29 protein-coding genes and 1 pseudogene are annotated in these 24670 nt (G+C 61.1%); 12 read left to right on the forward strand and 18 right to left on the reverse strand.

Annotation, left to right across the window (positions count from 1 at the left end):
• Window positions 1-329: 329 nt before the first annotated feature.
• Together phnN and JMV15_RS28735 are read right to left on the reverse strand one after the other, a co-directional pair.
• A complete protein-coding gene (phnN, locus tag JMV15_RS18685) occupies window positions 330-896 on the reverse strand; it encodes a phosphonate metabolism protein/1,5-bisphosphokinase (PRPP-forming) PhnN (protein WP_014717708.1) in 567 nt (188 codons plus the stop codon).
• Between the two features lie 79 nt (window positions 897-975).
• Window positions 976-1073: pseudogene (locus tag JMV15_RS28735) on the reverse strand (hypothetical protein); the annotation flags it as partial.
• A gap of 216 nt (window positions 1074-1289) precedes the next feature.
• On the opposite strand from JMV15_RS28735, the gene JMV15_RS18690 reads away from it, so the two are divergent.
• Complete coding sequence (locus JMV15_RS18690) at window positions 1290-2741, forward strand: MFS transporter (protein ID WP_032902972.1); 1452 nt, start codon at window positions 1290-1292, stop codon at window positions 2739-2741.
• 546 nt (window positions 2742-3287) lie between these two features.
• Here JMV15_RS18690 and JMV15_RS18695 read toward each other — a convergent pair.
• From JMV15_RS18695 to ccmA, 10 genes are all read right to left on the reverse strand, one after another.
• Complete coding sequence (locus JMV15_RS18695) at window positions 3288-3683, reverse strand: hypothetical protein (protein WP_201491854.1); 396 nt, start codon at window positions 3681-3683, stop codon at window positions 3288-3290.
• 16 nt (window positions 3684-3699) lie between these two features.
• Complete coding sequence (ccmI, locus tag JMV15_RS18700; RefSeq protein ID WP_019820372.1) at window positions 3700-4890, reverse strand: c-type cytochrome biogenesis protein CcmI; 1191 nt, start codon at window positions 4888-4890, stop codon at window positions 3700-3702.
• A complete protein-coding gene (locus JMV15_RS18705; protein WP_019820370.1) occupies window positions 4883-5356 on the reverse strand; it encodes a cytochrome c-type biogenesis protein in 474 nt (157 codons plus the stop codon). Before JMV15_RS18705 ends, ccmI begins: the two co-directional genes overlap by 8 nt.
• The gene (locus JMV15_RS18710) at window positions 5353-5889 is read right to left on the reverse strand and encodes a DsbE family thiol:disulfide interchange protein (protein WP_014717705.1); all 537 of its coding nucleotides are present in this window, start codon (window positions 5887-5889) and stop codon (window positions 5353-5355) included. Before JMV15_RS18710 ends, JMV15_RS18705 begins: the two co-directional genes overlap by 4 nt.
• On the reverse strand, window positions 5886-7874 hold the full coding sequence (locus JMV15_RS18715) for a heme lyase CcmF/NrfE family subunit (RefSeq protein ID WP_014717704.1): 1989 nt from the start codon (window positions 7872-7874) through the stop codon (window positions 5886-5888). The genes JMV15_RS18710 and JMV15_RS18715 overlap by 4 nt, the downstream gene beginning before the upstream one ends.
• A gap of 3 nt (window positions 7875-7877) precedes the next feature.
• Window positions 7878-8336: a cytochrome c maturation protein CcmE gene (gene ccmE / locus JMV15_RS18720; protein WP_014717703.1), complete on the reverse strand. Its 459-nt coding sequence runs from the start codon at window positions 8334-8336 to the stop codon at window positions 7878-7880.
• On the reverse strand, window positions 8333-8509 hold the full coding sequence (gene ccmD, locus JMV15_RS18725; protein WP_003172771.1) for a heme exporter protein CcmD: 177 nt from the start codon (window positions 8507-8509) through the stop codon (window positions 8333-8335). Before ccmD ends, ccmE begins: the two co-directional genes overlap by 4 nt.
• Window positions 8506-9261, reverse strand: coding sequence for a heme ABC transporter permease (locus JMV15_RS18730; protein ID WP_014717702.1), 756 nt, complete (start codon window positions 9259-9261; stop codon window positions 8506-8508). Before JMV15_RS18730 ends, ccmD begins: the two co-directional genes overlap by 4 nt.
• An 87-nt stretch (window positions 9262-9348) precedes the next feature.
• Window positions 9349-10017 (reverse strand): heme exporter protein CcmB, encoded by a 669-nt coding sequence (gene ccmB, locus JMV15_RS18735; protein WP_014717701.1) that lies wholly within the window; start codon window positions 10015-10017, stop codon window positions 9349-9351.
• Window positions 10014-10649: a cytochrome c biogenesis heme-transporting ATPase CcmA gene (gene ccmA / locus JMV15_RS18740; protein WP_038449557.1), complete on the reverse strand. Its 636-nt coding sequence runs from the start codon at window positions 10647-10649 to the stop codon at window positions 10014-10016. The genes ccmB and ccmA overlap by 4 nt, the downstream gene beginning before the upstream one ends.
• Window positions 10650-10849: 200 nt before the next feature.
• On the opposite strand from ccmA, the gene fliK reads away from it, so the two are divergent.
• Window positions 10850-12427 carry a flagellar hook-length control protein FliK gene (gene fliK / locus JMV15_RS18745; RefSeq protein WP_038452118.1) on the forward strand — a complete coding sequence of 526 codons (1578 nt, stop codon included), beginning with the start codon at window positions 10850-10852 and terminating at the stop codon, window positions 12425-12427.
• Window positions 12424-12753 carry an EscU/YscU/HrcU family type III secretion system export apparatus switch protein gene (locus tag JMV15_RS18750; protein WP_038449556.1) on the forward strand — a complete coding sequence of 110 codons (330 nt, stop codon included), beginning with the start codon at window positions 12424-12426 and terminating at the stop codon, window positions 12751-12753. Before fliK ends, JMV15_RS18750 begins: the two co-directional genes overlap by 4 nt.
• Window positions 12754-12823: 70 nt before the next feature.
• On the opposite strand, the gene JMV15_RS18755 is transcribed toward JMV15_RS18750, so the two are convergent.
• Window positions 12824-14050, reverse strand: coding sequence for a molybdopterin molybdotransferase MoeA (locus tag JMV15_RS18755; RefSeq protein ID WP_038449554.1), 1227 nt, complete (start codon window positions 14048-14050; stop codon window positions 12824-12826).
• Window positions 14034-14573, reverse strand: coding sequence for a molybdenum cofactor biosynthesis protein B (moaB, locus tag JMV15_RS18760; RefSeq protein ID WP_014717696.1), 540 nt, complete (start codon window positions 14571-14573; stop codon window positions 14034-14036). Before moaB ends, JMV15_RS18755 begins: the two co-directional genes overlap by 17 nt.
• A gap of 76 nt (window positions 14574-14649) precedes the next feature.
• Here moaB and mobA point away from each other — a divergent pair, with 76 nt between their 5' ends.
• Together mobA and JMV15_RS18770 are read left to right on the forward strand one after the other, a co-directional pair.
• A complete protein-coding gene (gene mobA / locus JMV15_RS18765; protein ID WP_038452116.1) occupies window positions 14650-15252 on the forward strand; it encodes a molybdenum cofactor guanylyltransferase MobA in 603 nt (200 codons plus the stop codon).
• Between the two features lie 79 nt (window positions 15253-15331).
• On the forward strand, window positions 15332-15553 hold the full coding sequence (locus JMV15_RS18770) for a YgdI/YgdR family lipoprotein (protein WP_003189935.1): 222 nt from the start codon (window positions 15332-15334) through the stop codon (window positions 15551-15553).
• Between the two features lie 55 nt (window positions 15554-15608).
• Here the strand turns inward: JMV15_RS18770 and JMV15_RS18775 are convergent, their stop codons facing one another.
• From JMV15_RS18775 to JMV15_RS18785, 3 genes are all read right to left on the reverse strand, one after another.
• The gene (locus tag JMV15_RS18775; protein WP_014717693.1) at window positions 15609-16499 is read right to left on the reverse strand and encodes a pseudouridine synthase; all 891 of its coding nucleotides are present in this window, start codon (window positions 16497-16499) and stop codon (window positions 15609-15611) included.
• A gap of 69 nt (window positions 16500-16568) precedes the next feature.
• A complete protein-coding gene (locus JMV15_RS18780) occupies window positions 16569-16904 on the reverse strand; it encodes a hypothetical protein (RefSeq protein ID WP_003189932.1) in 336 nt (111 codons plus the stop codon).
• A 74-nt stretch (window positions 16905-16978) separates the two neighbouring features.
• Window positions 16979-17215 (reverse strand): glutaredoxin family protein, encoded by a 237-nt coding sequence (locus JMV15_RS18785; protein WP_014717692.1) that lies wholly within the window; start codon window positions 17213-17215, stop codon window positions 16979-16981.
• Window positions 17216-17382: 167 nt separating this feature from the next.
• Here JMV15_RS18785 and JMV15_RS18790 point away from each other — a divergent pair, with 167 nt between their 5' ends.
• Window positions 17383-19119, forward strand: a complete 1737-nt coding sequence (locus JMV15_RS18790; protein ID WP_201491856.1) for a cation:proton antiporter — start codon at window positions 17383-17385, stop codon at window positions 19117-19119.
• On the opposite strand, the gene JMV15_RS18795 is transcribed toward JMV15_RS18790, so the two are convergent.
• Entirely contained in the window at window positions 19106-20314 is a 1209-nt protein-coding gene (locus tag JMV15_RS18795) for an ammonium transporter (protein ID WP_038449549.1), read from the reverse strand. The two genes, JMV15_RS18790 and JMV15_RS18795, sit on opposite strands and share 14 nt — an antisense overlap.
• 345 nt (window positions 20315-20659) lie before the next feature.
• Here JMV15_RS18795 and JMV15_RS18800 point away from each other — a divergent pair, with 345 nt between their 5' ends.
• The 6 genes from JMV15_RS18800 (at window position 20660) to JMV15_RS18825 (ending at window position 24662) form a co-directional block, all read left to right on the forward strand.
• A complete protein-coding gene (locus JMV15_RS18800; protein WP_019820355.1) occupies window positions 20660-20974 on the forward strand; it encodes a DUF883 family protein in 315 nt (104 codons plus the stop codon).
• Window positions 20975-20976: 2 nt separating this feature from the next.
• A complete protein-coding gene (locus JMV15_RS18805; RefSeq protein ID WP_005786473.1) occupies window positions 20977-21381 on the forward strand; it encodes a phage holin family protein in 405 nt (134 codons plus the stop codon).
• Window positions 21378-21719, forward strand: coding sequence for a hypothetical protein (locus JMV15_RS18810; RefSeq protein WP_014717689.1), 342 nt, complete (start codon window positions 21378-21380; stop codon window positions 21717-21719). The genes JMV15_RS18805 and JMV15_RS18810 overlap by 4 nt, the downstream gene beginning before the upstream one ends.
• A gap of 165 nt (window positions 21720-21884) precedes the next feature.
• Window positions 21885-23216 carry a deoxyguanosinetriphosphate triphosphohydrolase gene (locus JMV15_RS18815; RefSeq protein WP_014717688.1) on the forward strand — a complete coding sequence of 444 codons (1332 nt, stop codon included), beginning with the start codon at window positions 21885-21887 and terminating at the stop codon, window positions 23214-23216.
• A gap of 168 nt (window positions 23217-23384) precedes the next feature.
• Window positions 23385-23786 (forward strand): response regulator, encoded by a 402-nt coding sequence (locus tag JMV15_RS18820; RefSeq protein WP_014717687.1) that lies wholly within the window; start codon window positions 23385-23387, stop codon window positions 23784-23786.
• A gap of 249 nt (window positions 23787-24035) precedes the next feature.
• Complete coding sequence (locus tag JMV15_RS18825; protein ID WP_014717686.1) at window positions 24036-24662, forward strand: response regulator transcription factor; 627 nt, start codon at window positions 24036-24038, stop codon at window positions 24660-24662.
• Window positions 24663-24670: the final 8 nt, after the last annotated feature.

The raw sequence follows: 24670 nt of genomic DNA on the forward strand, positions 1-24670 counted from the left end.
CCCGATAAAGCTCCCATATTGAAAACGCCTTCACCATCGCTAATTCTTTGCAAGAAAACCCTATAAACACGACCGCAAAAAATCCGCACACAGTTTATTCAGCGCAGCACAGCCGCCCCTTATCAATCACGCTAAAACCCTGATACTACAGACGTAAAAACGCGCAAAGCGTTAATTTAATCGGGTCGACAGTTAAACTTCAAACATTCAGCAACCCACTCAAACACATCAGAAAAAAATAAGCTCAGTGCCAGGGTTTTATCTGAGACCTGGCCTCATCAAGCACTACATGACGGGGTTGTCCTAACCTACCGGGACTTGGGTCAGGCTCATACGCAATGCCGGTGGTCCAGGCAGCACAGCAAGCGTTCAACGGTGTGCGCCAATGGGCCGGAATTATCCAACACGAACAAACCCGCGCCGTGACCTGCGATCAATTCGGCAGTGAACCGCGCATTGCGCGCCAGGCGTTGCTCGATATCCGCCAACGACTCCCGCCCACGCGCAATCAGACGTTGGCGCAACACCGCTTGGTCCACCGTCAGCAGCAATACCAGCAAGGTCGGATAACGCTCGCGGGTCTGCGCCAGGTGGGCACGGGAGCCGTTGACCAAAACATCGTCGCCGGCGGCCAGCCAATCGTCGATGTCCTTGGAGATGCCGTAGGACAAGCCATTAGCCTGCCAGCTCAAGGCAAATGCACCCTCGGCCTCCATCGCCGCAAACTGCTCGGGGCTCACGCCTTGCGCCGCTTCGCCCACCGCCTCCGCTGACCGTGTGATTACCCGCCGCACCAGGCGACACCCACGCTCGACCAGGCGTGGGCGCGCGGCGTCCAGCAGGCTGTCCTTGCCCGACCCCGATGGCCCGATGAGATAGATCAACCTGCCCGCCATCAAAACACCCTCTTCGCTTGTCTCCAGACCTGTACCGGCGCCCCGGTGTCAGCATTCGGCGCGTCAAGCCATCGTCAGGGCTGGAAAGTATTTCCAGCCAACCTGCCCTTGCAGGCCGGCGGCGGCCACATTACCCGAGTGTGACCCACCGCGCACCACGCTCGGCACGTGCACCAGGCTTTCCGGGCTTATTGGAGTGAGTATGTAAATTTGTAACAACGATACAACATGAAACAAATGCTCAATGGTCGCCCCTACTCACAATCTATAGAAAGCTCAGCACGTTCCTACATGGGAATGTTTTTCATCCTACAGCTGACAGTTTAAACAAGAATCTAGAACATAGCGTTCGACGTAATTGTAGTAGGCGCGTGCCGTTCAGGGAGTGTGCATGTGCCGAATGAATTGATGGCCCTGTGTCAGGCATTGCCCCATGCAGCCATTCTCGGCTTCGGCATGGCCTTGGCCCAATCTTCGGTAGACCTGGACATCGTGGCGGAGGTCATGCCGCCGCCCATGCTGGCAGGATTGCTTATTTCCATGGGTAGCCTGGGGGATCGCAAAGGCCATCGCAAACTCCTGCTGATCGGCTCACTGGGGTTTACCCTGGTGTCGGTGATGACCGCTTATTCCAGCACCGCCACGCAGCTGGTCGTGGGACGCGCATGCATGGGGGTTTTCGGGGCGATGTTGATGCCGTCAACGCTGGCGCTGATTCGCTCAGTGTTCGAGGACCGGGAAGAGCGTCGCCTGGCCGTGGCGATCTGGGCAACCACCTTGACCGTCGGTTCTGCGCTTGGGCCGTTGGTCGGCGGCATATTGCTGGAGTTCTTCAGTTGGGGGTCGATTTTTCTCCTGGCCGTACCGGTGCTGGTGCCTCTGTTGATCCTCGGCCTCTGGCTGCTGCCTGAGTCCGAGCCGGACGCGTCGGGGCCGATGGATGTCATCAGCATTGCGCTCTCGATGGTCGCCCTCAGTGCGCTGGTGTACAGCATCAAGCATGTCGCCAGTGAAGGGCCGGACGCCTGGGCACTGGCGGTATTGGCCGTTGCAATCGTGAGCGGCTGGCAATTCGTACGCCGTCAGTTGCGCCTCCCTACCCCCTTGATGGACCTGAGCCTGTTTCGCAACAAGACGTTCAGCGGCTCGGTGACCATTAACCTGATGAGCCTGGCCTTCATGATCGGCTTCGTGTTCTTTGCCACTCAGTTGCTGCAAATCGTCCTGGGCATGTCGCCCTTGAACGCCAGCCTGGCGTTGATACCGGGCCAGCTCATGGCGATTGTGGTGGGGATCCTGATCGTCCCGGTCGCCCAGCGCGTCTCGGTCAATGTCCTGATTCCCATCCTGCTGGCCTTCACTGCCGGCGCGTTTTTGCTGGTGGCCAGCCTCGGTAGCAGTTTGACGGTGATCGTGGTTGCGTTTGCCTTGCTGAACATTGGCGTCGGCGCCATTGCTACCGTCTCTAACGACGTGATCCTGTCGGCCGCCCCAGCCAACAAAGCCGGCGCCGCGTCAGCCATCAGCGAGACGGCCTATGAAGTCGGCGTAGTACTCGGCACCACCGTGCTCGGTGGCCTGGTGACGGCGTACTACCGTGGCACGCTGCACCTACCGGACTTCTTGAGCCCTATGCAAATGCAACTGGCAAGCGAAACCTTGGCAGGCGCGCACGCAATCTCGGCCACCCTGGCGCACGACCAGGCCAGTGAAGTCATGGGCAACGCTATACAGGCATTTGTAGGAGGGACTCAACTGATGGCCTGGGCCACCTTCAGCTTGGCGGTGCTGGCCATTGTCATCGCCAGGCGCACATTGAAAGGCCAGGAGACTGCGCCGGTGTGAAGTGGGTGCGGGCGGACGAACCAAGTACATCTTGAGTGCGGGGGTAACCCGACAGGACGCCGGGTTAGATCCAACATCCCGATCGACTGTCAGGCCGCCTTCGCGAGCAAGCCCGCTCCCACACTTGGATTGCGGGGCGTCAGGTAGATAGGTATCGGCTGGCAGGCCGTCATCGCAGGCAAGCCAGCTCCCACAATTGGTCAGGTGTCGGCTGTCAGGCAAGCTGCCGCCCAACTATAGGGCGATGCGAGGGAGCTTGCTCCCGTGACGGCTTGACAGCCGACGCTGGGCCAACTGAAGCGCTGCGATCCAAATGTGGGAGCTGGCTTGCCTGCGAAGGCGGCTTGGCAGCCGACCAATATGTTGGATCCAGACCGAGTACATATCCGTTATTGAGGTAACAGCCACTTAGGGTTCCGCCCAACGGCGGCTACAATCTACAAAGTTGTGTAGATACCTATAGTCATCGCAGGCAAGCCAGCTCCCACAGTGGAGAGCATTTCAAATCGGAAATAAAAAAGGCGACCTGAACACGGTCGCCTTTTGTCATTGCGCGTACTGCTTGCTCAGCCCCGGCGGCACGCCCTGCACGTTGGTTTCTTCCCATGACCCGTTGGGGCTGATGGACCGGCTCCAGCCGTTGCTCCAGCGGTAGTAGGTGCGCTGGCGGTAGAAGGTGTCAGGCTGGTCATCCAGCACGTACACCTGCATCTTGCCGTCCCAGTGGCTGGCGGCGCCCGGCGGTGGGGCGAAGGTCGGCGATTTGCTTGGCAGAGGCTTGGGCGGCGGCGTCACCGGGCCAGATGGTTTGGTGCTCGGCTGGGTCGAGGGGCCAGACGGTGGAATAGTCGGGCCGGTCGGCGCCGCAGGTGGGCGGTGGACCGCACAGGCGCTCAGGCCCAGTACCAGGCTGAGCAGGGTGATGCGTGCAAATGCGGTCATGGGTGTGTCCTCAGAATTACTGGTCCGGAGTGTCGATGGTCAATTGCTGCAGCGCAGTGGTGCTGCTGGCCAACGGTTGGCTGCGGCCGATCCATTCGCCAGCGGTCGGTTGGCCGGCCCGGGATATGCGCGCAACCAGTTGGACTTCGGGGAAGTTGGACAGTTTCAACTGCGGCATCATCGCGTCGGCATCGCCCAGTTCGACGGTGACCGGCAATGCGTCGACGGTTACACGCTTGGCCGCCAAGGGCGCCGGGGGGCCGTTTACGGCGCGGGCGAAGATGAACACGCTGTCGCCTGGCAGGGCCTTGGCTTTCACCTCGGCAGATACGTCCACCCGCACGGTCAGCAGCGCCTTGGGCGCCTGAGCCAGGCTGCCACCGCTCTCCTTGAGCTTCTCTGCCGCGCGGTCAATTCCGCCTTGCAAGGCGACACGGGAATTGTCCTCTGGCGGCAGTTGCGCGAGCAGGCGGTTCCAGTAGTCGATGGCTTCCTGATAACGCTGGCCCTCAAAGGCAGCGATACCCAACAGGCCAAGGCTGGTGACTTCCTTGGGGTCGAGCTTCAAGGCTTCGTCGGTCAGCGCCTGAACCTGAGGCGACCATTGTTTGTTGTCGGCAAAGTACTGCGCCTGGGCCCATTGGCCGAGCAGTTCCGGTTGGCGCCCGGCCAACGCAACCGTACGTTCAAAGACTTTGGCGGCATCGGCGGCACGGTCCTGGGCCATATAGGCGCGCCCAAGGAAGTACAAACCTTCTGCCGAATCCGGTTGCGCGGCGGCGGCGCGTTCCAGGCGGCGGGTCATGTCGGCCATGGACACCGGCGGTTGGGAAAACTCACGGGTCAGTTCAACCTTGTCGCTCGCCCCATAATGCAGGTACAGCGCCACGCCCAGCACAGGCACCAGAAACGCCGCCAAAAACGGCAGCGGTTTGCCTAACCGCGATTCGCGGGGTTTTTCCACACCTTCGGTGTCGGCCAGCAACTCGCGGGCCGCTTCGGCGCGGCCGGTGTCGAGTTGCGCGGTATTCAACACACCTTCGTCCTGCTGCGCTTGCAGCTCGGCGACGCGTTCCTGGTACAGCGCCACGTTCAACGCGGTGCGATCCTCTTCACGCTGGGCACGACGGCCACGCAACACAGGGATCAACAGGAAACTCAGGGCAATCAGTAGCAGCAAACCGGCTGCGAGCCAGAAATCAATCATCAGTCTTGGTGTCCAGCAATTGGTCGAGGCGTTTACGCTCTTCAGGGGACAGCGCATCGGCGCCATCAATCGGTGCGACACGGCGCCGACGCACGATCACAGCCATCACCACCACGCCGGCCAGCAGCAGCCCGGCCGGGCCAAACCACAGCAGCGCGGTCTTGCCGGTGAGTGCCGGTTTGTAGCGTACGAAATCACCGTAGCGGTCGACCATGAAGTCGATGATCTGCTGGTCGTCCTTGCCCTCCCCCAGCATGCGGAAAATCTCTCTGCGCAGGTCGGTGGCGATCGGGGCGTTGGAGTCGGCGATGTCCTGGTTCTGGCATTTGGGGCAGCGCAGTTCCTGGGTCAGGTCGCGGAAACGCTCGCGCTCGGCGTCGTTGGCAAATTCGTAGGTGTCGATGGCGGCGTGGGCCACGCCGGCCAGGCCCAGGGTTAAAACGGCAGCGGTCAACCAACGCTTCATGGCTTGGCCTCATCGACCAGGGCCTGGTACTTGGCGGCCAGTTGCTCGCGCCACACCGTTTCGTCGATCACGCCGACGAACTTGTCACGAATCACACCCTTGGCATCGATGAAGAAGGTTTCCGGCGCGCCGTACACGCCCAGGTTCAACCCCAGGTTGCCGTCTTCGTCGCGGATATCCAGCTGGTACGGGTTATGAAATTCCGCCAACCACTTCACGGCCGCCGCATTGTCGTCCTTGTAGTTGATGCCGTAGATCACCACGCCCTTCTCGGCCAGCTTGTTCAGCACCGGGTGTTCGACGCGGCAAGAGATGCACCAGGTGGCCCACACGTTGACCAGCGCCGGCTTGCCCTGCAAATCTGCCTGGGTCAGGGTCTTGTCACCCTGCACCGTTGGCAGGTTGAAGGCGGGGAACGGCTTGCCGATCATCGCCGAAGGCAGCTCGGCCGGGTCCAGGTACAACCCGCGATACAGGAACACCGCCACCAGCAGGAACATCGCCAGCGGCACAACCATCAACCAACGCTTCATACCGCAGCTCCCGAAAGGCCAAGCGCTTCACGCACCCGGCTCTTGACCTTGACCCGATAGCGCCGGTCCAGCGCTGCGAGCAACCCGCCGAACCCGGTGAGCAACCCGCCGAACCAGATCCAGCGCACGAACGGTTTGACATGCACGCGCACGGCCCAGGCGCCATCGCCCAGGGGTTCACCGAGGGCTACATACAGGTCACGGGTGAAACCTGCGTCAATGCCAGCCTCGGTCATCATCGAACTTTGCACGGTGTACAGGCGTTTCTCCGGGTGCAGCACGGCGATTTCCTTGCCATTGCGCACCACGCGCACCGTGCCTTTGTCGGAGGTGAAGTTCGGCCCTTCAAAGTGCTTGGCACCTTCGAAGATGAAGTGGTAACCGGCCAGGTCCATGGACTCGCCCGGCGCCAGGCGCAGGTCGCGCTCGGCGCTGTTCTGGCTGGACAGCACCACCCCAAGGGCGCACACCGCAATACCAATGTGGGCGATCTGCATGCCCCAATAGCTGCGGGTCAGAGTGGGCAGGCCTTTGATCAGGCCTTTGTGGCGCGTCTTGTCGACGATGTCCCGCGCCCCCGCCAGCAACACCCAGGCCGCCAGCAGGAAGGTGGCGAGTACCGCCCAATTGAAGTCGCCGTAGGCAAACCCGGCGATCACCGCCAGGGCCACGCTGCCGAGCAGCACCGGCATCAGCATGCCCGCCAGCCATTTCACCGGGGTGTCTTTCCAGCGCACCAGCACGCCGACCGCCATCACTACCATCAACAGGCCCATCAACGGGATGAACAACGCATTGAAGTACGGCGGCCCCACGGACAGCTTGGCGCCGCTCAAGGCATCCAGTACCAGCGGGTAGAGGGTGCCGAGCAGGATCATCGATGCAGCCACCACCAGTACCAGGTTATTGCCCAGCAACAGGGTCTCCCGCGACCACAGGTTGAAACCGACGTGGCTCTTGACCACCGGAGCACGCAGGGCGAACAGGGTCAGGGAACCGCCGACCACAAACAGCAGGAAGATCAGGATGAACACGCCGCGCTCAGGGTCTGAGGCAAACGCATGCACCGAGGTCAGCACGCCCGAGCGCACCAGGAAAGTGCCGAGCAGGCTGAGGGAAAACGCCGCGATGGCGAGCAGTACCGTCCAGCTCTTGAACACGCCACGCTTTTCGGTGACGGCCAGGGAGTGAATCAGCGCGGTACCCACCAGCCACGGCATGAAGGAGGCGTTTTCCACCGGGTCCCAGAACCACCAGCCGCCCCAGCCAAGTTCGTAATAGGCCCACCACGAGCCCAGGGTGATACCGATACCGAGGAAGGCCCAGGCGACGATGGTCCATGGCCGTGACCAGCGCGCCCAGGCGGCGTCGAGACGCCCGCCGAGCAAGGCGGCGATGGCGAACGCGAAGGCCACAGAAAAGCCCACATAGCCCATGTAGAGCATCGGCGGGTGCACGATCAGGCCGATATCCTGCAGCAACGGGTTGAGGTCGTGACCGTCCACCGGGATCTGCGGCAGGATGCGGGTGAACGGGTTGGAGGTCATGATCAAAAACAGCAGGAAGCCGATGCTGATCATGCCCATCACCGCCAGCACCCGCGCCAGCATCACTTGCGGCAATTGGCGCGAGAACACCGATACAGCGAAGGTCCAGCCGCCGAGGATCAAGGCCCACAACAGCAATGAACCTTCGTGGGCGCCCCACACGGCGCTGAACTTGTAGTACCAGGGCAAAGCGCTGTTGGAATTGTTGGCGACGTAGGCGACGGAAAAATCGTCGGTCATGAAGGCGTAGGTCAGGCAACCAAAGGCGAACAGCAAGAAGGCAAACTGGCCCCAGGCGGCAGGCTGCGCCAGGCTCATCCACAGGCGGTCGCCGCGCCAGGCACCGAGCAAGGGCACCACGGCCTGGACCACGGCAAAGCACAGCGCGAGGATCATCGCCAACTGGCCCAGCTCCGGAATAAACAGTGCGGACGTCATGGCTCAGCCCTCCTTGACTGGGGTGGCGGGCGCGGTTTGGCCGCTGTCTTTCAAGGCTTTGGTGACCTCGGGCGGCATGTATTTTTCATCGTGCTTGGCCAGCACTTCGTCAGCCACCACCACGCCGTCGGCGTTGAGCTTGCCCAGGGCGACAATGCCCTGGCCTTCACGGAACAGGTCCGGGAGGATGCCGCGATAGGTGATGGTCACGGCCTTGTTGAAATCGGTGACCACGAAGGTCACGTCCAACGAATCGCCGGAACGCTTCAACGAGCCCTGCTCCACCATGCCGCCAGCGCGGATGCGCGTATCGACCGGTGCCTCGCCATTGGCGATCTGGGTGGGCGTGTAGAACAGGTTGATGTTCTGCTGCAGGGCGCTCAGGGCCAGGGTCACGGCAATGCCGACGCCGGCCAGGATGGCAAGGATGATCAACAGACGCTTTCTACGCAGCGGATTCACTTTTCGGTCTCCCGGCGCAGACGTCGCGCCTCTTGTTGCAGGTAACGCTTGCGGGCCAGGATCGGCGCGGCGACGTTGAGGGCCAGCACCGCCAGGCAGATGCCATAGGCCGTCCAGACATACAGGCCGTGGTGGCCCATGGCGAGAAAATCACTGAAAGAAGCAAAACTCATCCACGTGCTCCCAGGCAGCTTTGCACTTCGGCCTTTACCCAACTGGTACGGGCTTCACGCTTGAGCACTTCAAGGCGCATGCGCAGCAGCAGTACGGCGCCGAAGAAACAGTAGAAACCCAGCACCATCAGCAGCAACGGCGCCCACATTTCCACGGGCATCGCCGGTTTTTCGGTGAGGGTGAAGGTGGCGCCCTGGTGCAGGGTGTTCCACCACTCCACCGAGTACTTGATGATCGGGATGTTGATCACGCCGACAATCGCCAGCACCGCGCAAGCCTTGGCGGCGCTGTCGCGGTTGCTGATGGCGTTGCCCAGGGCGATCAGGCCGAAATACAGGAACAGCAGGATCAGCATCGAGGTCAGGCGCGCATCCCACACCCACCATGAGCCCCAGGTCGGCTTGCCCCAGATCGCACCGGTCACCAGCGCCACGGCGGTCATCCACGCACCGATGGGCGCGGCGCATTGCAGGGCTACATCGGCCAGCTTCATCTTCCATACCAGGCCGACGATGCCGCACACCGCCAGCATCACGTAGCAGGACTGGGCCAGCATCGCGGCAGGCACGTGGATATAGATGATGCGAAAGCTGTTGCCTTGCTGATAGTCCGGCGGCGCAAAGGCCAGGCCCCAGACCAGGCCGATGCCGATCAGCAGGATGGCGGCGATACTCAACCACGGCAGCAGCTTGCCGCTGATGCCATAAAACCATTTGGGCGAGCCGAGCTTGTGAAACCAGGTCCAGTTCATTGCTGTTTCCATCACGGTGCTTTTCGTCGTGGCGAAAAGCTCAGGGTCTTTACTGACTCAGCGTTATTGACGCCGGGTCAGACCTCATTATTCACCGACGCTGATTTTCAGGCCGGCGGCTATAGCAAAGGGTGTCAGGGTTACCGCCAGGGCGGTCAGGCTACCCAGCCACAAGAGGTAACCGGTCGCCGGCATCCCCATAAGCGCGGCTTGCAAAGCGCCGCTGCCCAGGATCAACACCGGGATATACAAAGGCAGAATCAACAGGGCCAGCAACAGGCCGCCCCGTTTCAAGCCGACGGTCAACGCTGCGCCCACCGCCCCCAACAGGCTGAGCACCGGCGTGCCGAGTAACAAGGACAGGAGCAACACCGGCAGGCATTCAACGGGCAACCCGAGCATCATGGCAAGCAGTGGCGAGAGCAAGACTAGCGCCAAGCCGGAAAAAACCCAGTGTGCCAGCACCTTGGCCAGTACCAGAAGTGGCAAAGGGTGCGACGAAAGGACCCACTGTTCCAGGGAACCGTCTTCGAAATCACTGCGAAACAGCCCGTCCAGCGAGAGCAGAACCGATAAAAGTGCGGCGACCCACACCAGTCCTGGGGACAAGGTTTGCAACAGTTTAGTCTCCGGGCCAACCGCCAGCGGGAACAGCGCGATCACGATGGCAAAGAACACCAGCGGGTTGGCCAGTTCGGCGGGGCGACGGCACAACAGCCGGGCTTCGCGGGCGACCAACAGGGCGAACACACTCATAGCGACCACCGCCCAAGGTCCAGCTCACGGTAGCCAGCGGGCATACGCGCCAAGGTGTGGTGGGTGGTGAGCACCACCAGGCCACCTTGCTCGCAGTGCTGGGCCAGATGTGCTTCGAGTTGAGCCACGCCTTGTTTGTCGAGGGCCGTGAAAGGTTCGTCGAGAATCCACAGCGGCGGGCCCGGCAAGTACAAGCGGGCCAGGGCTACGCGACGCTGCTGGCCGGCGGACAGGGTGAGGCAGGGGACGTCCTCAAAGCCCTTGAGGCCCACCGCGGCCAGGGCCTGCCAGATGGCGTCACGGGAAGCAGGATGATGCAGGGCGCTGAGCCAACTGAGGTTTTCTTCAGCGGTGAGTACGTCCTTGATGCCAGCGGCGTGGCCGATCCAGACCAGGTTGCGCGCAAGCTCGCTACGCTGCTCGTGCAACGGTTTGCCGTTGAGCCGCACCACGCCGGCCGTCGGCTGCATCAACCCGGCCAGCAGGCGCAGCAGGCTGGTCTTGCCGCTGCCATTGGGGCCACTGATTTGCACCATGTCGCCCCCCGAAAGCCGCAGGTCGAGTTGCTCGAACAGCAGGCGCAGGTCGCGTTCACAGGCAAGCGCTACGGCTTCAAGAAGAGGGCTGGTCAAAAGATCGCGGGCCTTTACGGTTCAAGTCGGCGGTGCAGCGGCCGTTATAGTGAGATGCACAATAACGACTTTGGCGACCGATTTTAGAGAGCTGGATCAAATAGTTGTGAGGTTTTTACCGCTCTCTTTGCAGACGGACGGCATTATACATGCGATGTCCTACTCTAAAGAGGGCAATTTCCCCAGAGACGATGCGCACGATGACCGGCGAGATCAACCTTCCTCCACTGCCGCCAACCTCCGCACCCGGGCCCACTCCGCTGCCTGGGGCCGGCGCGTTGCTCAAACTGCTGGAGCCGCAAGCCGGGTTGATCGACCCGGGGAAAACCGTGAACGCCGAGGTCATCGCGCTTAAACAAGGCGGCGAGGCCTTTCAGTTATTGCTCAAACTGACCCTCGCCGGCGGTCGCCAGACGCTGGTGCAAGCCAGCAGCGCCCAGCCCTTGCCCCTGGGCAGCAATGTGGCGGTGAGCCAGACGCCTGCGGGCAACCTGGCCATTACCTTGCAGCAAGCCATGAGTGCCAACGTGGCCGCCCTCACCCGCCTCGACACTAACCAAATACCGGTGGGTACGTTATTGCAGGCCAAGGTGCTGACCACGCAGATGCTGCCCCAGGGCACGGCGCAACCGGCGATCTATCGCTCGCTGGTGAGTGTGCTCAATAACGCCCTGGCCGGTGCCACCCTCACCCTGGAAAGCCCTCAACCGCTGAGGGTGGGCAGCTTGCTCAGCGCCGTGGTGCAGAACGCGCAGACCCTGAACTTCGTACCGCTAAGCGGCCTGAAGGACCAACTGGCCGTGACGCAGCAACTTACCACTCAGCAAAGTCGCCAAGGCTCGCTGGATGCGGTGTTCACCGCCTTGCAAAACCTGCCCCGTGGCGACAGCACATCGGCCGAGCTGCGGGCCGCCGCCGAGCGCTTGCTGGCGGCGTTGCCCGATCTGGCACAGGTCAGCAATCCCAAGATACTGGCCCAGGTGGTGCAGAACAGCGGCGCCTTTCTGGAAGCCAAATTGCTTGCCGGGCAGAACCCGCAAATCCCACCGCTGGACATGAAAGGCGCGCTGTTACGCCTGGTCGCAGACCTTTTGCCCGCCTTGCCTGCCAGTACCAACCTGAATGCGATCCTCGCCGCCAATACCCTGGCCCAGGTGTTGCCGCACTTCGTGCGCAGCCCGTTGAACACCCTCGGCCAGGTCGGCGCCCGGCAGATACCCGCCGGCTTCCCGCTGCCCGAGCGGCTCATGGCAAAACTGGAAGGTGAAGGCGACTTGGAAAGCCTGCTACGCCTGGCCGCCGGGGCGATCTCGCGCTTGCAGAGCCATCAACTGTCGAGCCTGGAACAGACCGGCATCACCGCCGATGGCCGCCTGCAAACGACCTGGCAGTTGGAGATCCCCATGCGCACCCTGCAAGACATTGTGCCGTTGCAGGTCAAGTTCCAACGCGAGGAGCCCGCGCCAGACAAGGACCAGCCCGAGCGCAAGGATAAAAAAGACCCGAAACAGATGCTCTGGCGCGTAGAACTGGCCTTCGACATGGAGCCGCTGGGGCCACTGCAGGTTCAGGCGCAGTTGTCTCAAGGCAAACTGTCCAGCCAGCTGTGGGCCAGCCGCCCATTCACCGCCAGCCTGATCGAAAGCCATTTGGGCAGCCTGCGCGAGCGCCTGGTGTCATCCGGGCTTAACGTCGGCGACCTGGATTGCCATCTGGGCACCCCGCCCCGTGGGCCAAAAACCGGACTGGAGCAACGCTGGGTGGATGAAACCGCATGAAAAACGCCGCCCCACCCCGCCAGGCCATCGCCCTCAAGTACGATGGCCAACAGGCCCCCACCCTGACGGCCAAAGGCGACGACGCCCTGGCCGAAGCCATCCTCAAATTGGCACGGGAGAACGAAGTCCCCATCTATGAAAACCCCGAGCTGGTGAAACTGCTGGCACGCATGGAACTGGGGGACACCATTCCGGAAGAGTTGTACCGCACGATTGCCGAGATCATTGCGTTTGCCTGGACGTTGAAGGGCAAGTTCCCGGCCGGCTACGACCCGGAAGCAGGGCCAGTAGAGCGGGATGTCACTGAGCAGGGTGACGATTACTGATTGCTCATGAGCTCCCCACACATCCAACTGTGGGAGCTGGCTTGCCTGCTCCCACATTTTTGATCTGTGTTCAGTTCAGGACTTCGCTCAAAGGAATGAAGTTGACCCGGTCGCCGATGGCCAGCGTGGTGCCTTCCACTACCTCCACAAAGCCTTCAGCCCACGCCGCACTGCGCAGCACCCCGGAGCTTTGGTTGCGGTAGATGATCGCCTTGCCCTGTTCGATCCGCCCGCGCAGGTACTCGCGGCGGTTGCCGGGCTTGGGCCAGACGAACCCTGCCGGCACTTCGAAGCGCAGCGGCTGCACCTGCAGCACACCTTGACGGCGCAGCAGATACGGGCGCGCCAACAGCGCAAAGGTCACCAGGGTCGAGGCCGGGTTTCCCGGCAGGCCGATCACCGGCACGCCACGAAAATGCCCGAAGGTCAGCGGCTTGCCCGGTTTGATCGCCAGTTTCCACAGCGCCAGCTCACCCTCTTCCCGCAAGGCAATGCCAAGGAAGTCCGCTTCGCCCACCGACACACCGCCGGTCGAGAGGATCAGGTCAACGCTGCCCAGCCCCGCCAGGCGCGCGCGGGTCTGTTCCAGATCATCCGGTAGAATCCCGGCATCAATCACTTCGCAGCCCATGCGCCCAAGCCAACTGCACAGCACGCGGCGGTTGCTGTTGTAGATCTGCCCAGGGCCGAGCGGCAACCCTGGCTCGATCAGTTCATCGCCGGTCGACAACACGGCCACGCGCACGCGCCGCACCACCTCGAGTCGATCACGTCCAAGAGACGCGGCCAAACCGAGTTCGATAGGGCCCAGGCGGGTACCGGCACTGAGTACGGTCTCGCCGACCGTGGTTTCCTGGCCCTGGGGACGGATGTTGTCGCCCATCTGCAATAGCTCGGTGAAACTCACGCGCTGGTCGGCATGCACCACGGCGTTTTCCTGCATTTGCACGCAGTCAGCGCCTTGGGGCACCGGTGCGCCGGTAAAGATGCGTGCGCAGGTGCCGGCCGCCAAGGGTTCAGGGGCAGTGCCGGCGAAAATCCGCTGGCTCACCACCAAGGGTTCGCCGGTCCAGTCCGCCAGGCGCACGGCGTAGCCGTCCATGGCACTGTTGGGCCACGGTGGCAGGTCGAGTGTGGAGATCAGATCCTGGGCCAATACCCGGCCATCACACTCAGCCAGGGACAGTACTTCCTCCTCGCGGATCGGCGCGGCGGCGGCCATGTCGAGCAAACGTTGCAGGGCTGCCTCCACCGGCATCAGGGCGCCGGTCTTGCCGGGCTTATCCACGGGATTCACAAGGTTCTGCCTGCTTCAGATGCGGGACGAAATTGCACGGGCGGTGACGGTTATCCAACTGCTCGGCGAGGATGCCGTCCCAACCGGTGCGCACGGCATTGGTGGAGCCTGGCAGGCAGCACACCAGGGTGCCGTTGGCCAACCCCGCCAAGGCGCGCGATTGTACGGTGGAGGTGCCGATATCGGCCACGGATATCTGGCGGAACAGCTCGCCAAAACCATCGACCTGCTTGTCGAGCAGGCAGCTCACTGCTTCAGGGGTACTGTCGCGACCGGTGAAGCCGGTGCCGCCGGTAATCAGCACCACCTGCACCACGTCTTCAGCGATCCAGTGGGCCACCTGGGCGCGAATCTTGTAGAGGTCGTCCTTGAGCAGCACGCGCTCGGCCAGGCGGTGGCCGGCGGCGGTGAGGCGGTCGACGAAGACCTGGCCGGAGGTGTCAGTCTCCAGGGTGCGGGTGTCGCTGACGGTCAATACAGCAATATTCAGGGGTACAAAGGGCGCATCGGCCTTGGCTTTCATGGCACGGTCCGGTTGTCGAAGGAACAGCCCGGTGTTATATCACAGGCCCCTGTTTCCCTGCCGCAGCGCAACCACCATGACGTTTGAATTTTCCTCACTGCCGTGTTCGATCCTATTGCTCGCCGGTGGTCGCGGCCAACGCATGGGCGGCCAGGACAAAGGGCTGCTGGAATGGCAAGGCCAGCCCTTGATCGCCCACCTGCACCAGTTGGCCCGGCCGCTCACCGATGACCTGATCATCTCGTGCAACCGCAACCATGAACGCTACGCGCCCTATGCCGACCAGCAGGTGAGCGACGACAACCCGGACTTCCCCGGTCCGCTGGCCGGTATCCGTGCGGGACTCTTCGCCGCACGCCATGCGCATCTGCTGATATTGCCTTGCGATGTACCGCAGGTCGATGCGCGACTGCTGGCCGACCTGCGTGCGACCGCACGACGCAACCCGCAGATACCGGTGATGGTGCGCCAGGGTGAATGCTGGGAACCCTTGCTGTGCATCATTCCCACAAGCCTGAAAAACCAGGTGGAACAGGCATGGCAAGCGGGTGAGCGCAGCCCGCGCAAGCTCTGGCTGCAACTGGGCGCGGTGGCCGTGGAATGCCCGGCCGATGACCCACGCCTGGCCAATCTTAATACGCCCGAGCTGTTGCACCCCGGGGCTGGCATGTCAGAATGAACCCTGCACAAGGAACTTTGCCGGCGTCCCGTACGTCACAAGGTCAGCAATTTAAAAGTATTCTCTCGGAGACAAACTCATGACTCAACGGACCATCGCCGCTCTCATGCTTGCACTGGGCCTCGCCACCCTCGCCGGTTGCGCCTCGCCAACAGTGATCACCCTGAATGACGGTCGCGAAATCCAGGCCGTCGACACCCCGAAATACGATGAAGATTCGGGCTTCTACGAATTCGAACAACTGGACGGCAAGCACACCCGTATCAACAAAGATCAGGTTCGCACCGTTAAAGACCTGTAAGCCTCAGCGCTTGCACACAAGGCCCGCCTAGCGCGGGCCTTGTTGTTCCTGGGGTTTACCAGTCCAGGGTGATCTGGCTGCGGAAGCTGCGTTGTTCACCGCTCACCGGGTCGATAAAGCGCACGCCCTGGGCCAGCAGCTTAAGTGGCTTGGCGTAATCGTCCTCGGCATCCTTGATTACTTCGGGGTAAAACGGGTCATTACAGATGCTTGCCCCCAGCGCCGTCATATGCACGCGCAGCTGGTGCTTCTTACCGGTCACCGGGAACAGGCCGTAGCGCCATAGATCAGCGTTTTTCTCGCGCACCTCTACCGCCGTCTCGGTGTTGCTGGCCCCCGGCCCTTCCTGCATGCGAAAGAAAGGCTCGCCATCCACCAAACGGCTTTTGTGCACCAACGGGAAGCTGAGGTGCGGCAAGGCCGGTGCGATGGCTTCGTAGAATTTGTCGATACGCCGTGTGGGAAACAATTGCTGATAGGCCGAACGGCTGTGCGGATTGGCGGAGAACAGCACCAACCCCGCCGTATGCCGGTCGATGCGGTGCAGAGGCACCAGGGCGGGATTGTCCAGGCGCCGGATCAAGCGTCGCAACAAGGTGTGCTCGACGTACTCGCCAGCGGGTGTCACTGGCAGGAAATGCGGTTTGTCCGCCACCACCAGGTGTTCATCGGCGTACAGGATGTTTTCCTGCACCGGAATCACTTTCTCGTTGAGCACTTCGCGAAAGTAATAGATGCACAGGCCTTCCTTGTAGCCCAGGCCCAGGCTGATCGGGTTGCCATTGACATCCAGCACCCGGCCGCGGGCAATGCGGTCCAGCCACTGTTCGCGGCCAATGGCCGGGAAGTGTGCGCACAGGCAATCGAGCACCGTCACCCAGGAGCCCGGCGGCAAGTACAGGGTGCTGGCTTGGTGCTGGGAGGGGGAAAAAACCAAAGTGGACATGCCGACGCTCAAAGCCTGGAAAACAGGCGGGCATTATCGCCCATGGCGCGCGATTGCCTAGGGCCTATCTCAGGCCTTGGCCAGTTGAGCCCGCAGCACCGGCGAGGCGCTCGCCGCCTCGGTGAATTCCTTGAGCCAGCGCAGCACGTCCACCGCTTCCCAACGGCCTGGGTCATACAGCGCGTAGAGCAAGCCCTGATAACCCACCACATCCAGCTGCTTGTGATAACCGGCGCGCTGGAACAGCGCCTCGATTTCCGCGAAGCAGGTGTTGAAATGCACTTTGTTAAACGGCGTCTTGCCTTCCGTGACCAAGCCATCGAGGCGCAGTTCGTTCACCGCGTCACGCACCACATCGGCGGACATGCGATTGACGCTGCTTTTAAGTTGTTCAACATTCACCACGGGCGTTCCCTCTATTCAATCGCTGTACGAATATACAGTAACTGAATATTTGAAAAGCCGCCATCGCATAAATCTCAGCGCAGGAAGGCAACCACCTGCTCGGTGTCGAACGGCCAGTCCAGTTCCGCCCCGGTGTCCGTGCGGCGAAGCACCGGAATCCGCAGGCCGTAGACATCTGTCAGGTCCTGCGGATCGGTGATATCCACCAACTCCACCAACAGCCCGTGTTCGACGAGCGGCATGACTTCGGCTTCGGCGATCTCACACAAATGGCAACCCAGGGTGCCGAACAGCTGGCATTCAGGAAGCATGATGAAAGGACTCGGTCACAAAACGAATCTCCATTCTAAGCCCAACAAGCCCCTTGTAGGAGCGAGCTTGCTCGCTCCTACGGTGCAAAAAGCCTGACCCAGATCACCATGGCCTATAACTGATTCAGCGATTCTCGCGGCTTTTTGCCGCTCACCCTGCAACGGAGATGCCTGTGTTCGCCAACCTGCTGATTATTCTGGCTTCATCCCTGGTGGTGATTGCGTTGTTTCGCCGGCTGCAGTTGCCTCCCGTGCTGGGCTACCTGTGCGTGGGCCTGGCAGTGGGGCCCACCGCGCTGGACTGGGTCAATGACAACGAAGACCTGCCGGACCTGGCCGAGATGGGCGTGGTGTTCCTGCTGTTTTCCCTGGGGCTTGAGTTTTCCCTGTCGAAAATGTTGGCGCTGCGCAGCGTGGTATTTGGCCTGGGCAGCCTGCAGGTGCTGGGGTGCGGGGCATTGCTGGGCGCTTTGTTGATGAGCTTTGGCCTCGCGCCTGGCATCGCGTTATTGCTGGGCGCAGGGCTGGCGTTATCGTCCACGGCCATTGTCAGCAAGGAATTGACCAGCCTCGGGGAAATCTTCAGCAGTCATGGCCAGAATGCGATAGGCGTGTTGCTGTTCCAGGATGTCGTGGCGGTGTTGCTGCTGACACTGGTGCCGGTGTTTGCCGGCAGCAGCGACCACGCCTGGTACTGGGCGCTGCCGTTGACGCTGGCTAAGACCGTGGTGCTGTTCGTGGGCCTGTTGTTCGCCAGCCGCTGGTTGCTGCCGCGCCTGTTCCGTGAAGTCGCCGCGTCTCATTCGGCGGAGCTGTTTGTGCTGCTGGCGCTGGTGATTGTCTTGCTCACCGCCTGGCTCACCCACCTGCTGGGCCTGTCCCCTGCCCTCGGCGCGTTCCTGGCCGGCATGCTGCTGGGCGAGAGCCATTACCGACACCAGATCGAAGCCGATATCCGCCCGTTTCGCGACATCCTGCTGGGGCTGTTTTTTGTCAGCATCGGCATGCTCATCGATCTGCAGTTGTTCGTCAGCCACAGCCTGTTGATCCTCGGCCTGACGCTCACGTTGATGCTGGTCAAAGGCATGGTCGTCGCGGCGCTGGTCAAGTGGCGTGACAGCGACACCGAAACGGCCTGGCGCAGCGGCCTGGCACTGGCCCAGGGCGGCGAATTCTGTTTTGCGCTGATGGCGCAAATGCAGCAGAGCCGGTTGATTCCCGATGAGTTCAACGGCCCGCTACTGGCTGCCACCTTCTGCTCAATGCTGCTGACACCACTGCTGTTACGTGCGGCACCGGCCATCGCCCTGCGCCTGCATCGCAAGCCCAACCAGCAAGTGCAACTGGAACACATCACCGCGCTCAACGCCCAACTGCATAGGCACGTGGTGATTTGCGGGTATGGCCGGGTAGGCCAGTCCATCGGGCGCTTTATGCGCCGCGAACAACAGGCGTTTATCGCCCTGGATGATGACCCCGAACGGGTGCAGGAAGCCGCCACCGAGGACAGCAGCGTGCATTACGGCGACTGCCGCCGTGGCGCTTTGCTCAGCGCCGTCGGCCTGGAACGGTCGCGGTTGGTGGTGATCGCGGTGGACAACAGCGATGTCGCGCTGGTGGTGCTCAAGGAGGCACGGCAGATCAACCCTGACGTGCCGATTTTGGTGCGCACCCGCGATGACAGCCAGTTGGCTGAGCTCAAGGCCGCGGGCGCCAGCGAAGTGGTGCCCGAGCTGTTGGAGTCGAGCCTGATGCTCGCCTCCCATGCCCTGATCCTGCTGGGTCTGCCGGACCAACAGATGCAGGCGCGAGTGAACGAAGTACGGCGCAACCACTATCGCCTGCTGCACGGTTTCTACCCACCGGAACACACTGACGAAGACGCGCCGATCAGTCCTGACTGACCGCGCCGATTTTGTGAATCGACAGGTCTGCGCCGTAATACTCCTGCTCCTGGCTCAAGCGCAGCCCTTGCACACGCTTGATCACACCGTACACCAGCAAGCCGCCGCCAAACGCCACGGCCACGCCCAACCCGGTGCCGATCAACTGGCTGATCAGGCTCACGCCGCCCAGCCCACCGAGGGCGGCCTGCCCGAAAATACCGCAGGCAATGCCGCCCCACACACCGCACAAGCCATGCAATGGCCACACGCCCAGCACGTCATCGATCTTCCAGCGCGACTGGGCAGCGATAAAACACCATACGAACAAGCCACCAGCCACCACGCCCGTGACCAGCGCGCCCACCGGGTGCATCAGGTCGGAACCGGCGCAGATTGCCACCAACCCGGCCAAAGGACCGTTGTGCAGAAACCCAGGATCGTTACGGCCAATTACCAGGGCAGCCACGGTGCCACCGACCATGGCCATCAGCGAATTGACGGCCACCAGGCCACTGACGCCATTGAGGGTTTGGGCGCTCATCACGTTAAAGCCGAACCAGCCCACGATCAAAATCCACGAGCCCAGCGCCAGGAAAGGAATGCTCGACGGCGCAAACGCCACCAGACGCCCTTCACGATAACGCCCATTGCGCGGGCCCAGCAGCAACACCGCCGCCAGCGCCAGCCAGCCGCCCATGGCGTGAACCACCACGGAACCGGCAAAGTCGTGGAAGCTGGCACCAAAGGTTGCGAGCAGCCAGGCTTGCAGGCCAAGGTTGCCGTTCCACACCAGACCTTCGAAGAACGGGTAGATAAACGCCACGATCAACGCGGTGGCACACAGCTGCGGCGCAAACTTGGCACGCTCGGCAATCCCACCGGAAATGATCGCCGGAATCGCCGCGGCAAACGTCAGCAGGAAGAAAAACTTCACCAGGCCGTAGCCATGATCGGCGCTGATCACGGCGGCCGGTTGCAGGAAGCTCACACCGTAGGAGATCCAATAGCCTATAGAGAAATAGGCCAGCGTTGAAATCGCAAAATCACTGAGGATTTTCGACAAGGCGTTGACCTGATTTTTCTGGCGCACCGTGCCAACCTCAAGGAAGGCAAAGCCGGCGTGCATGGCCAGCACCATGACCGCGCCAATCAGAATGAACAAGGTGTTGGAACTGTGGACGAGGGTGTCCACCGCGCTTTGCAAGTTTTCCATGGAGGTTGGCAGGCCTGCATCAAGGCAAAAAGCACCAAAGCGGTTCAAGCCAGGGTTTCGCGCACTAAATTGGCACCGCCGGCCTCGCCCTTCTTCAGAGGGCGTGAACCGCTTTAGCGCAGCGATCAACACAACAGGCCGTTGCCGACAGGGTTTTTCCGCGAAGTTAAGTGATTTAGGGTAAGGTTTTTCAAGGTTTTCACCTCGACCGCCCGGATTCAGCGCAGGCTCCAGGGCCTGCGCACCAAGGCAAAGCAAAAGCTGTACCACACAATTGCAGTGAACCTTCAGCGAACGCCGCGACTCGAAACCACACGTACAGATCAGCTACCCACGGAGATAACCATGGCCGGTAAAACAGCAAAGACTGCTCAAGAGATACTGATGGAGGATTTTCAAACCCTGGTCAGCGATACCGAAAAGCTGCTGGACGACACTGCCGTGCTGGCCGGTGACCAGGCTGACGAGCTGCGCACCAAGATCCACGAGAGCCTGCTCAAGGCCCGCCAGACCCTGCAACTGACCGAAGACTCATTGCGCGAGCGCGGCCAGGCGGCGATCACTGCCACTGAAGACTACGTGCAAGCCAACCCATGGCAGTCAGTCGGCATTGCTGCCGGCGTAGGCTTTTTGATCGGTCTATTGGCTACAAGGCGCTAACCATGTCTATCGGCGAATCCAGCTCATCCACGAGCGCACATTCCTCAGCAAGCGGTTCAACTTCCCGACGCCTGGGCGCAGCTGTGCTGGGCTTGCTGCACAGTCATGTCGAGTTGTTCGGCATTGAATTACAAGAGCAAAAGGCCCGTACCGTCAGCCTGTTGCTGTTTGCCGGCCTGGCATTGGTGTTTGCCCTGCTGTTGCTGGTGGGCTTGTCGACGCTGGTGATGATCCTGGTGTGGGACACGGGCTATCGCCTGACCGGCATCATCTGCCTCTGCGTGTTCTATAGCCTGGCCGCTGCGTTCTGCGGCGTGCGCTTGAAGGCGGCGGTATTCGATGAGTCCACGCCCTTCCATGCCACGCTCGAAGAACTGGCCAATGACCGGGAGCGCCTGCTGCCATGAGCATGACTGAGATCCCGCAAAATACGTCACGCCGGGAAATGCGCAAAGCCTTGATCCGCCTGCGCATGGAAATGCACCGCCAGGAAATCCGGCATGAGTCCCAACAACTCATGGCGCCCCTGCACAAAATGCGCAATATGCGCCACAACTGGCAGGACAGCCTGGGCATCAAGCACGCGCCGTTGTGGGGCGTGGCGGCGGTCACGCTGATGGGCTTCTTTACCGGCAAGGGCGCCAAGGGCGGCAGTATCAGCAGCATCACGCGGCTGGTGCGGCTGGGTGCCGGGTTGATCCCACTGATCAAGTTGGCCATGCAAGGCGCTTCGCGCAAAAGCTGACCTTCGAAAGCCAATGACCGCAATGACCAGACACCTGCTGGTCATTGCGGTTTTTTGCGCTGCCTGTTAATTGATACTGACGCGGCCGACCGCTGGATTCGCTTGCCCCATAAAGGCCGAACAGGGAAGCTGGCGCTGTCATTCACCCTACGGAGAGCCTCTGCCTTGGATTGGCCCACCCTGTTGACCCGCGAACGTCTTGGAAAACCCCTGCACAGCCCTGAAGAACTGGGCCGCAGTCCCTTTCACAAAGATCACGACCGCATTATTTTCTCTGGCGCGTTCCGGCGCCTGGGGCGCAAGACCCAAGTACACCCGGTGACGAGCAACGACCATATCCACACACGCTTGACCCACTCGCTGGAAGTCAGCTGCGTGGGGCGCTCCCTGGGCATGCGCGTAGGCGAAACCCTGCGCGGCGCCCTGCCCGACTGGTGCGACCCGAGCGACCTGGGCATGGTGGTGCAATCGGCCTGCCTGGCCCATGACATCGGCAACCCACCGTTCGGGCACTCTGGCGAAGACGCCATTCGCCACTGGTTCCAACAGGCCGCCGGGCGCGGCTGGCTGGATGACATGAGCAGCGCCGAACGCAATGACTTCCTTAACTTCGAAGGCAATGCCCAGGGTTTTCGGGTGCTCACCCAACTTGAATACCATCAGTTCGACGGCGGTACGCGGCTGACCTACGCCACCTTGGGCACTTACCTTAAATACCCCTGGACCGCCCGCCACGCCGACTCGCTGGGCTACAAGAAACACAAGTTTGGCTGTTACCAGAGCGAGCTGCCGATTCTTGAGCAAATCGCCCACAAGCTGGGGTTGCCTCAGTTGGAGGAACAACGTTGGGCGCGTCACCCGCTCGTGTATCTGATGGAGGCCGCCGACGACATCTGCTATGCGTTGATCGACCTGGAAGACGGCCTGGAAATGGAGTTGCTGGAGTACGCCGAAGTCGAGTCATTGCTGCTGGACCTGGTCGGCGATGATCTGCCACAAACCTATCGCCAACTGGGGCCAATGGACTCGCGCCGCCGCAAGCTGGCGATCCTGCGCGGCAAAGCCATCGAGCACCTGACCAACGCAGCGGCGCAGGCGTTCGTCGAACAACAGGACGCCCTGTTGGCCGGCACGCTGCCGGGGGATCTGGTGGAGCACATGCACGGCCCGGCAAAGCGCTGCGTGCTGGATGCCAAGGACATGGCGCGCAAGAAAATCTTCCAGGACAAGCGCAAGACGTTGCATGAAATCGGGGCCTACACCACCCTGGAAATCCTGCTGAACGCCTTCTGCGGCGCGGCCCTTGAACAACATGGCGGGCGCACCCCGTCGTTCAAGAACCGGCGCATTCTCGACCTGCTAGGCAATAGCGCGCCAGACCCCGCCTGGTCACTGCACGCCTCGTTCCTGCGGATGATCGACTTCATCGCCGGTATGACCGACAGCTACGCCACCGAAATGGCACGAGAAATGACCGGGCGCTCCGGCCCCCAATAACGACTTCATCAGGCAACCTGTTCCCTGAAGCGAATTGCCCTACGACGGGAACAGAGCGGCCTGATCGAATTCGTACAGACACTCGAAGAATAATCACGCGCGCTCCCAACGGACCAGCCGAGTCATTCCTACTGCCCCCATCGACGCTTGCCTTACTGTGTGCTCTTTATGCCCAGCTATTCTCTCCGTATTCTTTTGGTGGAGGATCACCCCTTTCAACTCCTGGCCACCCAATGCCTGCTCAGAAGTTTCGGCTTCGACCAACTGACCGCGGTGGAAAATGCCGAGCAGGCCATACGCGCGATGAGCCAGTCCGAACACCCTTTCGACCTGATGTTATGCGACCAATGCCTGCCAGACCTGCCTGGGCTTGAACTGGTGGAAATCGCCAGCCGCCGACGCTTCATCAGCAGTGCCATCCTGTTGAGCGGCTTACCTACGCCAGAACTGGTCAACCTGACGACACAAGCCGCGCAACGAAATCTCCCCCTCCTTGGCTATTTGCCAAAACCTTTGAACAAAGATGATCTTGAAATATTAATCGGCTTAACTTTCGACCCCCTCATGTAGGATTTTAAACATTCCTTTCAACGAAAATAGATACGAGGCCCGCCGTAAATTCCCCAGCCTTGCGTCTTGTCATGATCGACCTCGAAACGCTCACATGCCTTGTCACGATTACCTAACAACTTGTAGGTCTATACCTTTTTAAATGTAGGAACTTTCCTGTTCTGCATCTACTCCTTGCGAGCTTCATACTGCGGACTCACCTTCTGAGCTAATGTGCCCGCTTTATCTGCACCTGCATGGAATGTGACTATGAACTCAGTTTTTATTATCGACGACCATCCCGTTATCCGGCTTGCCATTCGAATGTTGCTGGAACATGAAGGTTACAAAGTCGTCGGCGAAACAGATAACGGGTGCGATGCCATACAGATGGTGCGTGAATGCCTTCCAGACTTGGTGATTCTCGACATCAGCATCCCGAAACTTGATGGCCTTGAGGTGCTCTGCCGGTTCAACGCCATGAACACCTCGATGAAAACCCTGGTCCTCACGGCTCAATGTCCGACGTTGTTTGCCACGCGGTGCATGCGCTCGGGGGCAGAGGGCTATGTGTGCAAGGAGGGTGACCTGAGCGAGTTGCTGAGCGCCATCCGCGCGGTGCTATCCGGCTACAACTACTTCCCCAGCCAGGCCTTGAATGGCCCCGGAACGGAAGGCATGGATGCTCAGGAGCTGGAACTGTTCAAGACCGTCAACGACCGGGAGCTGATGGTGCTGCAACTGTTTGCACAAGGTCGCACTAACAAGGAAATCGCCAAAGGTATGTTCCTGAGTAACAAGACCGTCAGTACTTATAAGAAAAGATTAATGCAAAAACTCCAAGCCAAATCCTTGGTCGACCTCATCGAGTTGGCAAAACGAAACGCGCTAGTGTGAGAAAGCGG

It is taken from the genome of Pseudomonas paracarnis, assembly GCF_904063055.1.
GTDB classification, from domain to species: domain Bacteria; phylum Pseudomonadota; class Gammaproteobacteria; order Pseudomonadales; family Pseudomonadaceae; genus Aquipseudomonas; species Aquipseudomonas paracarnis.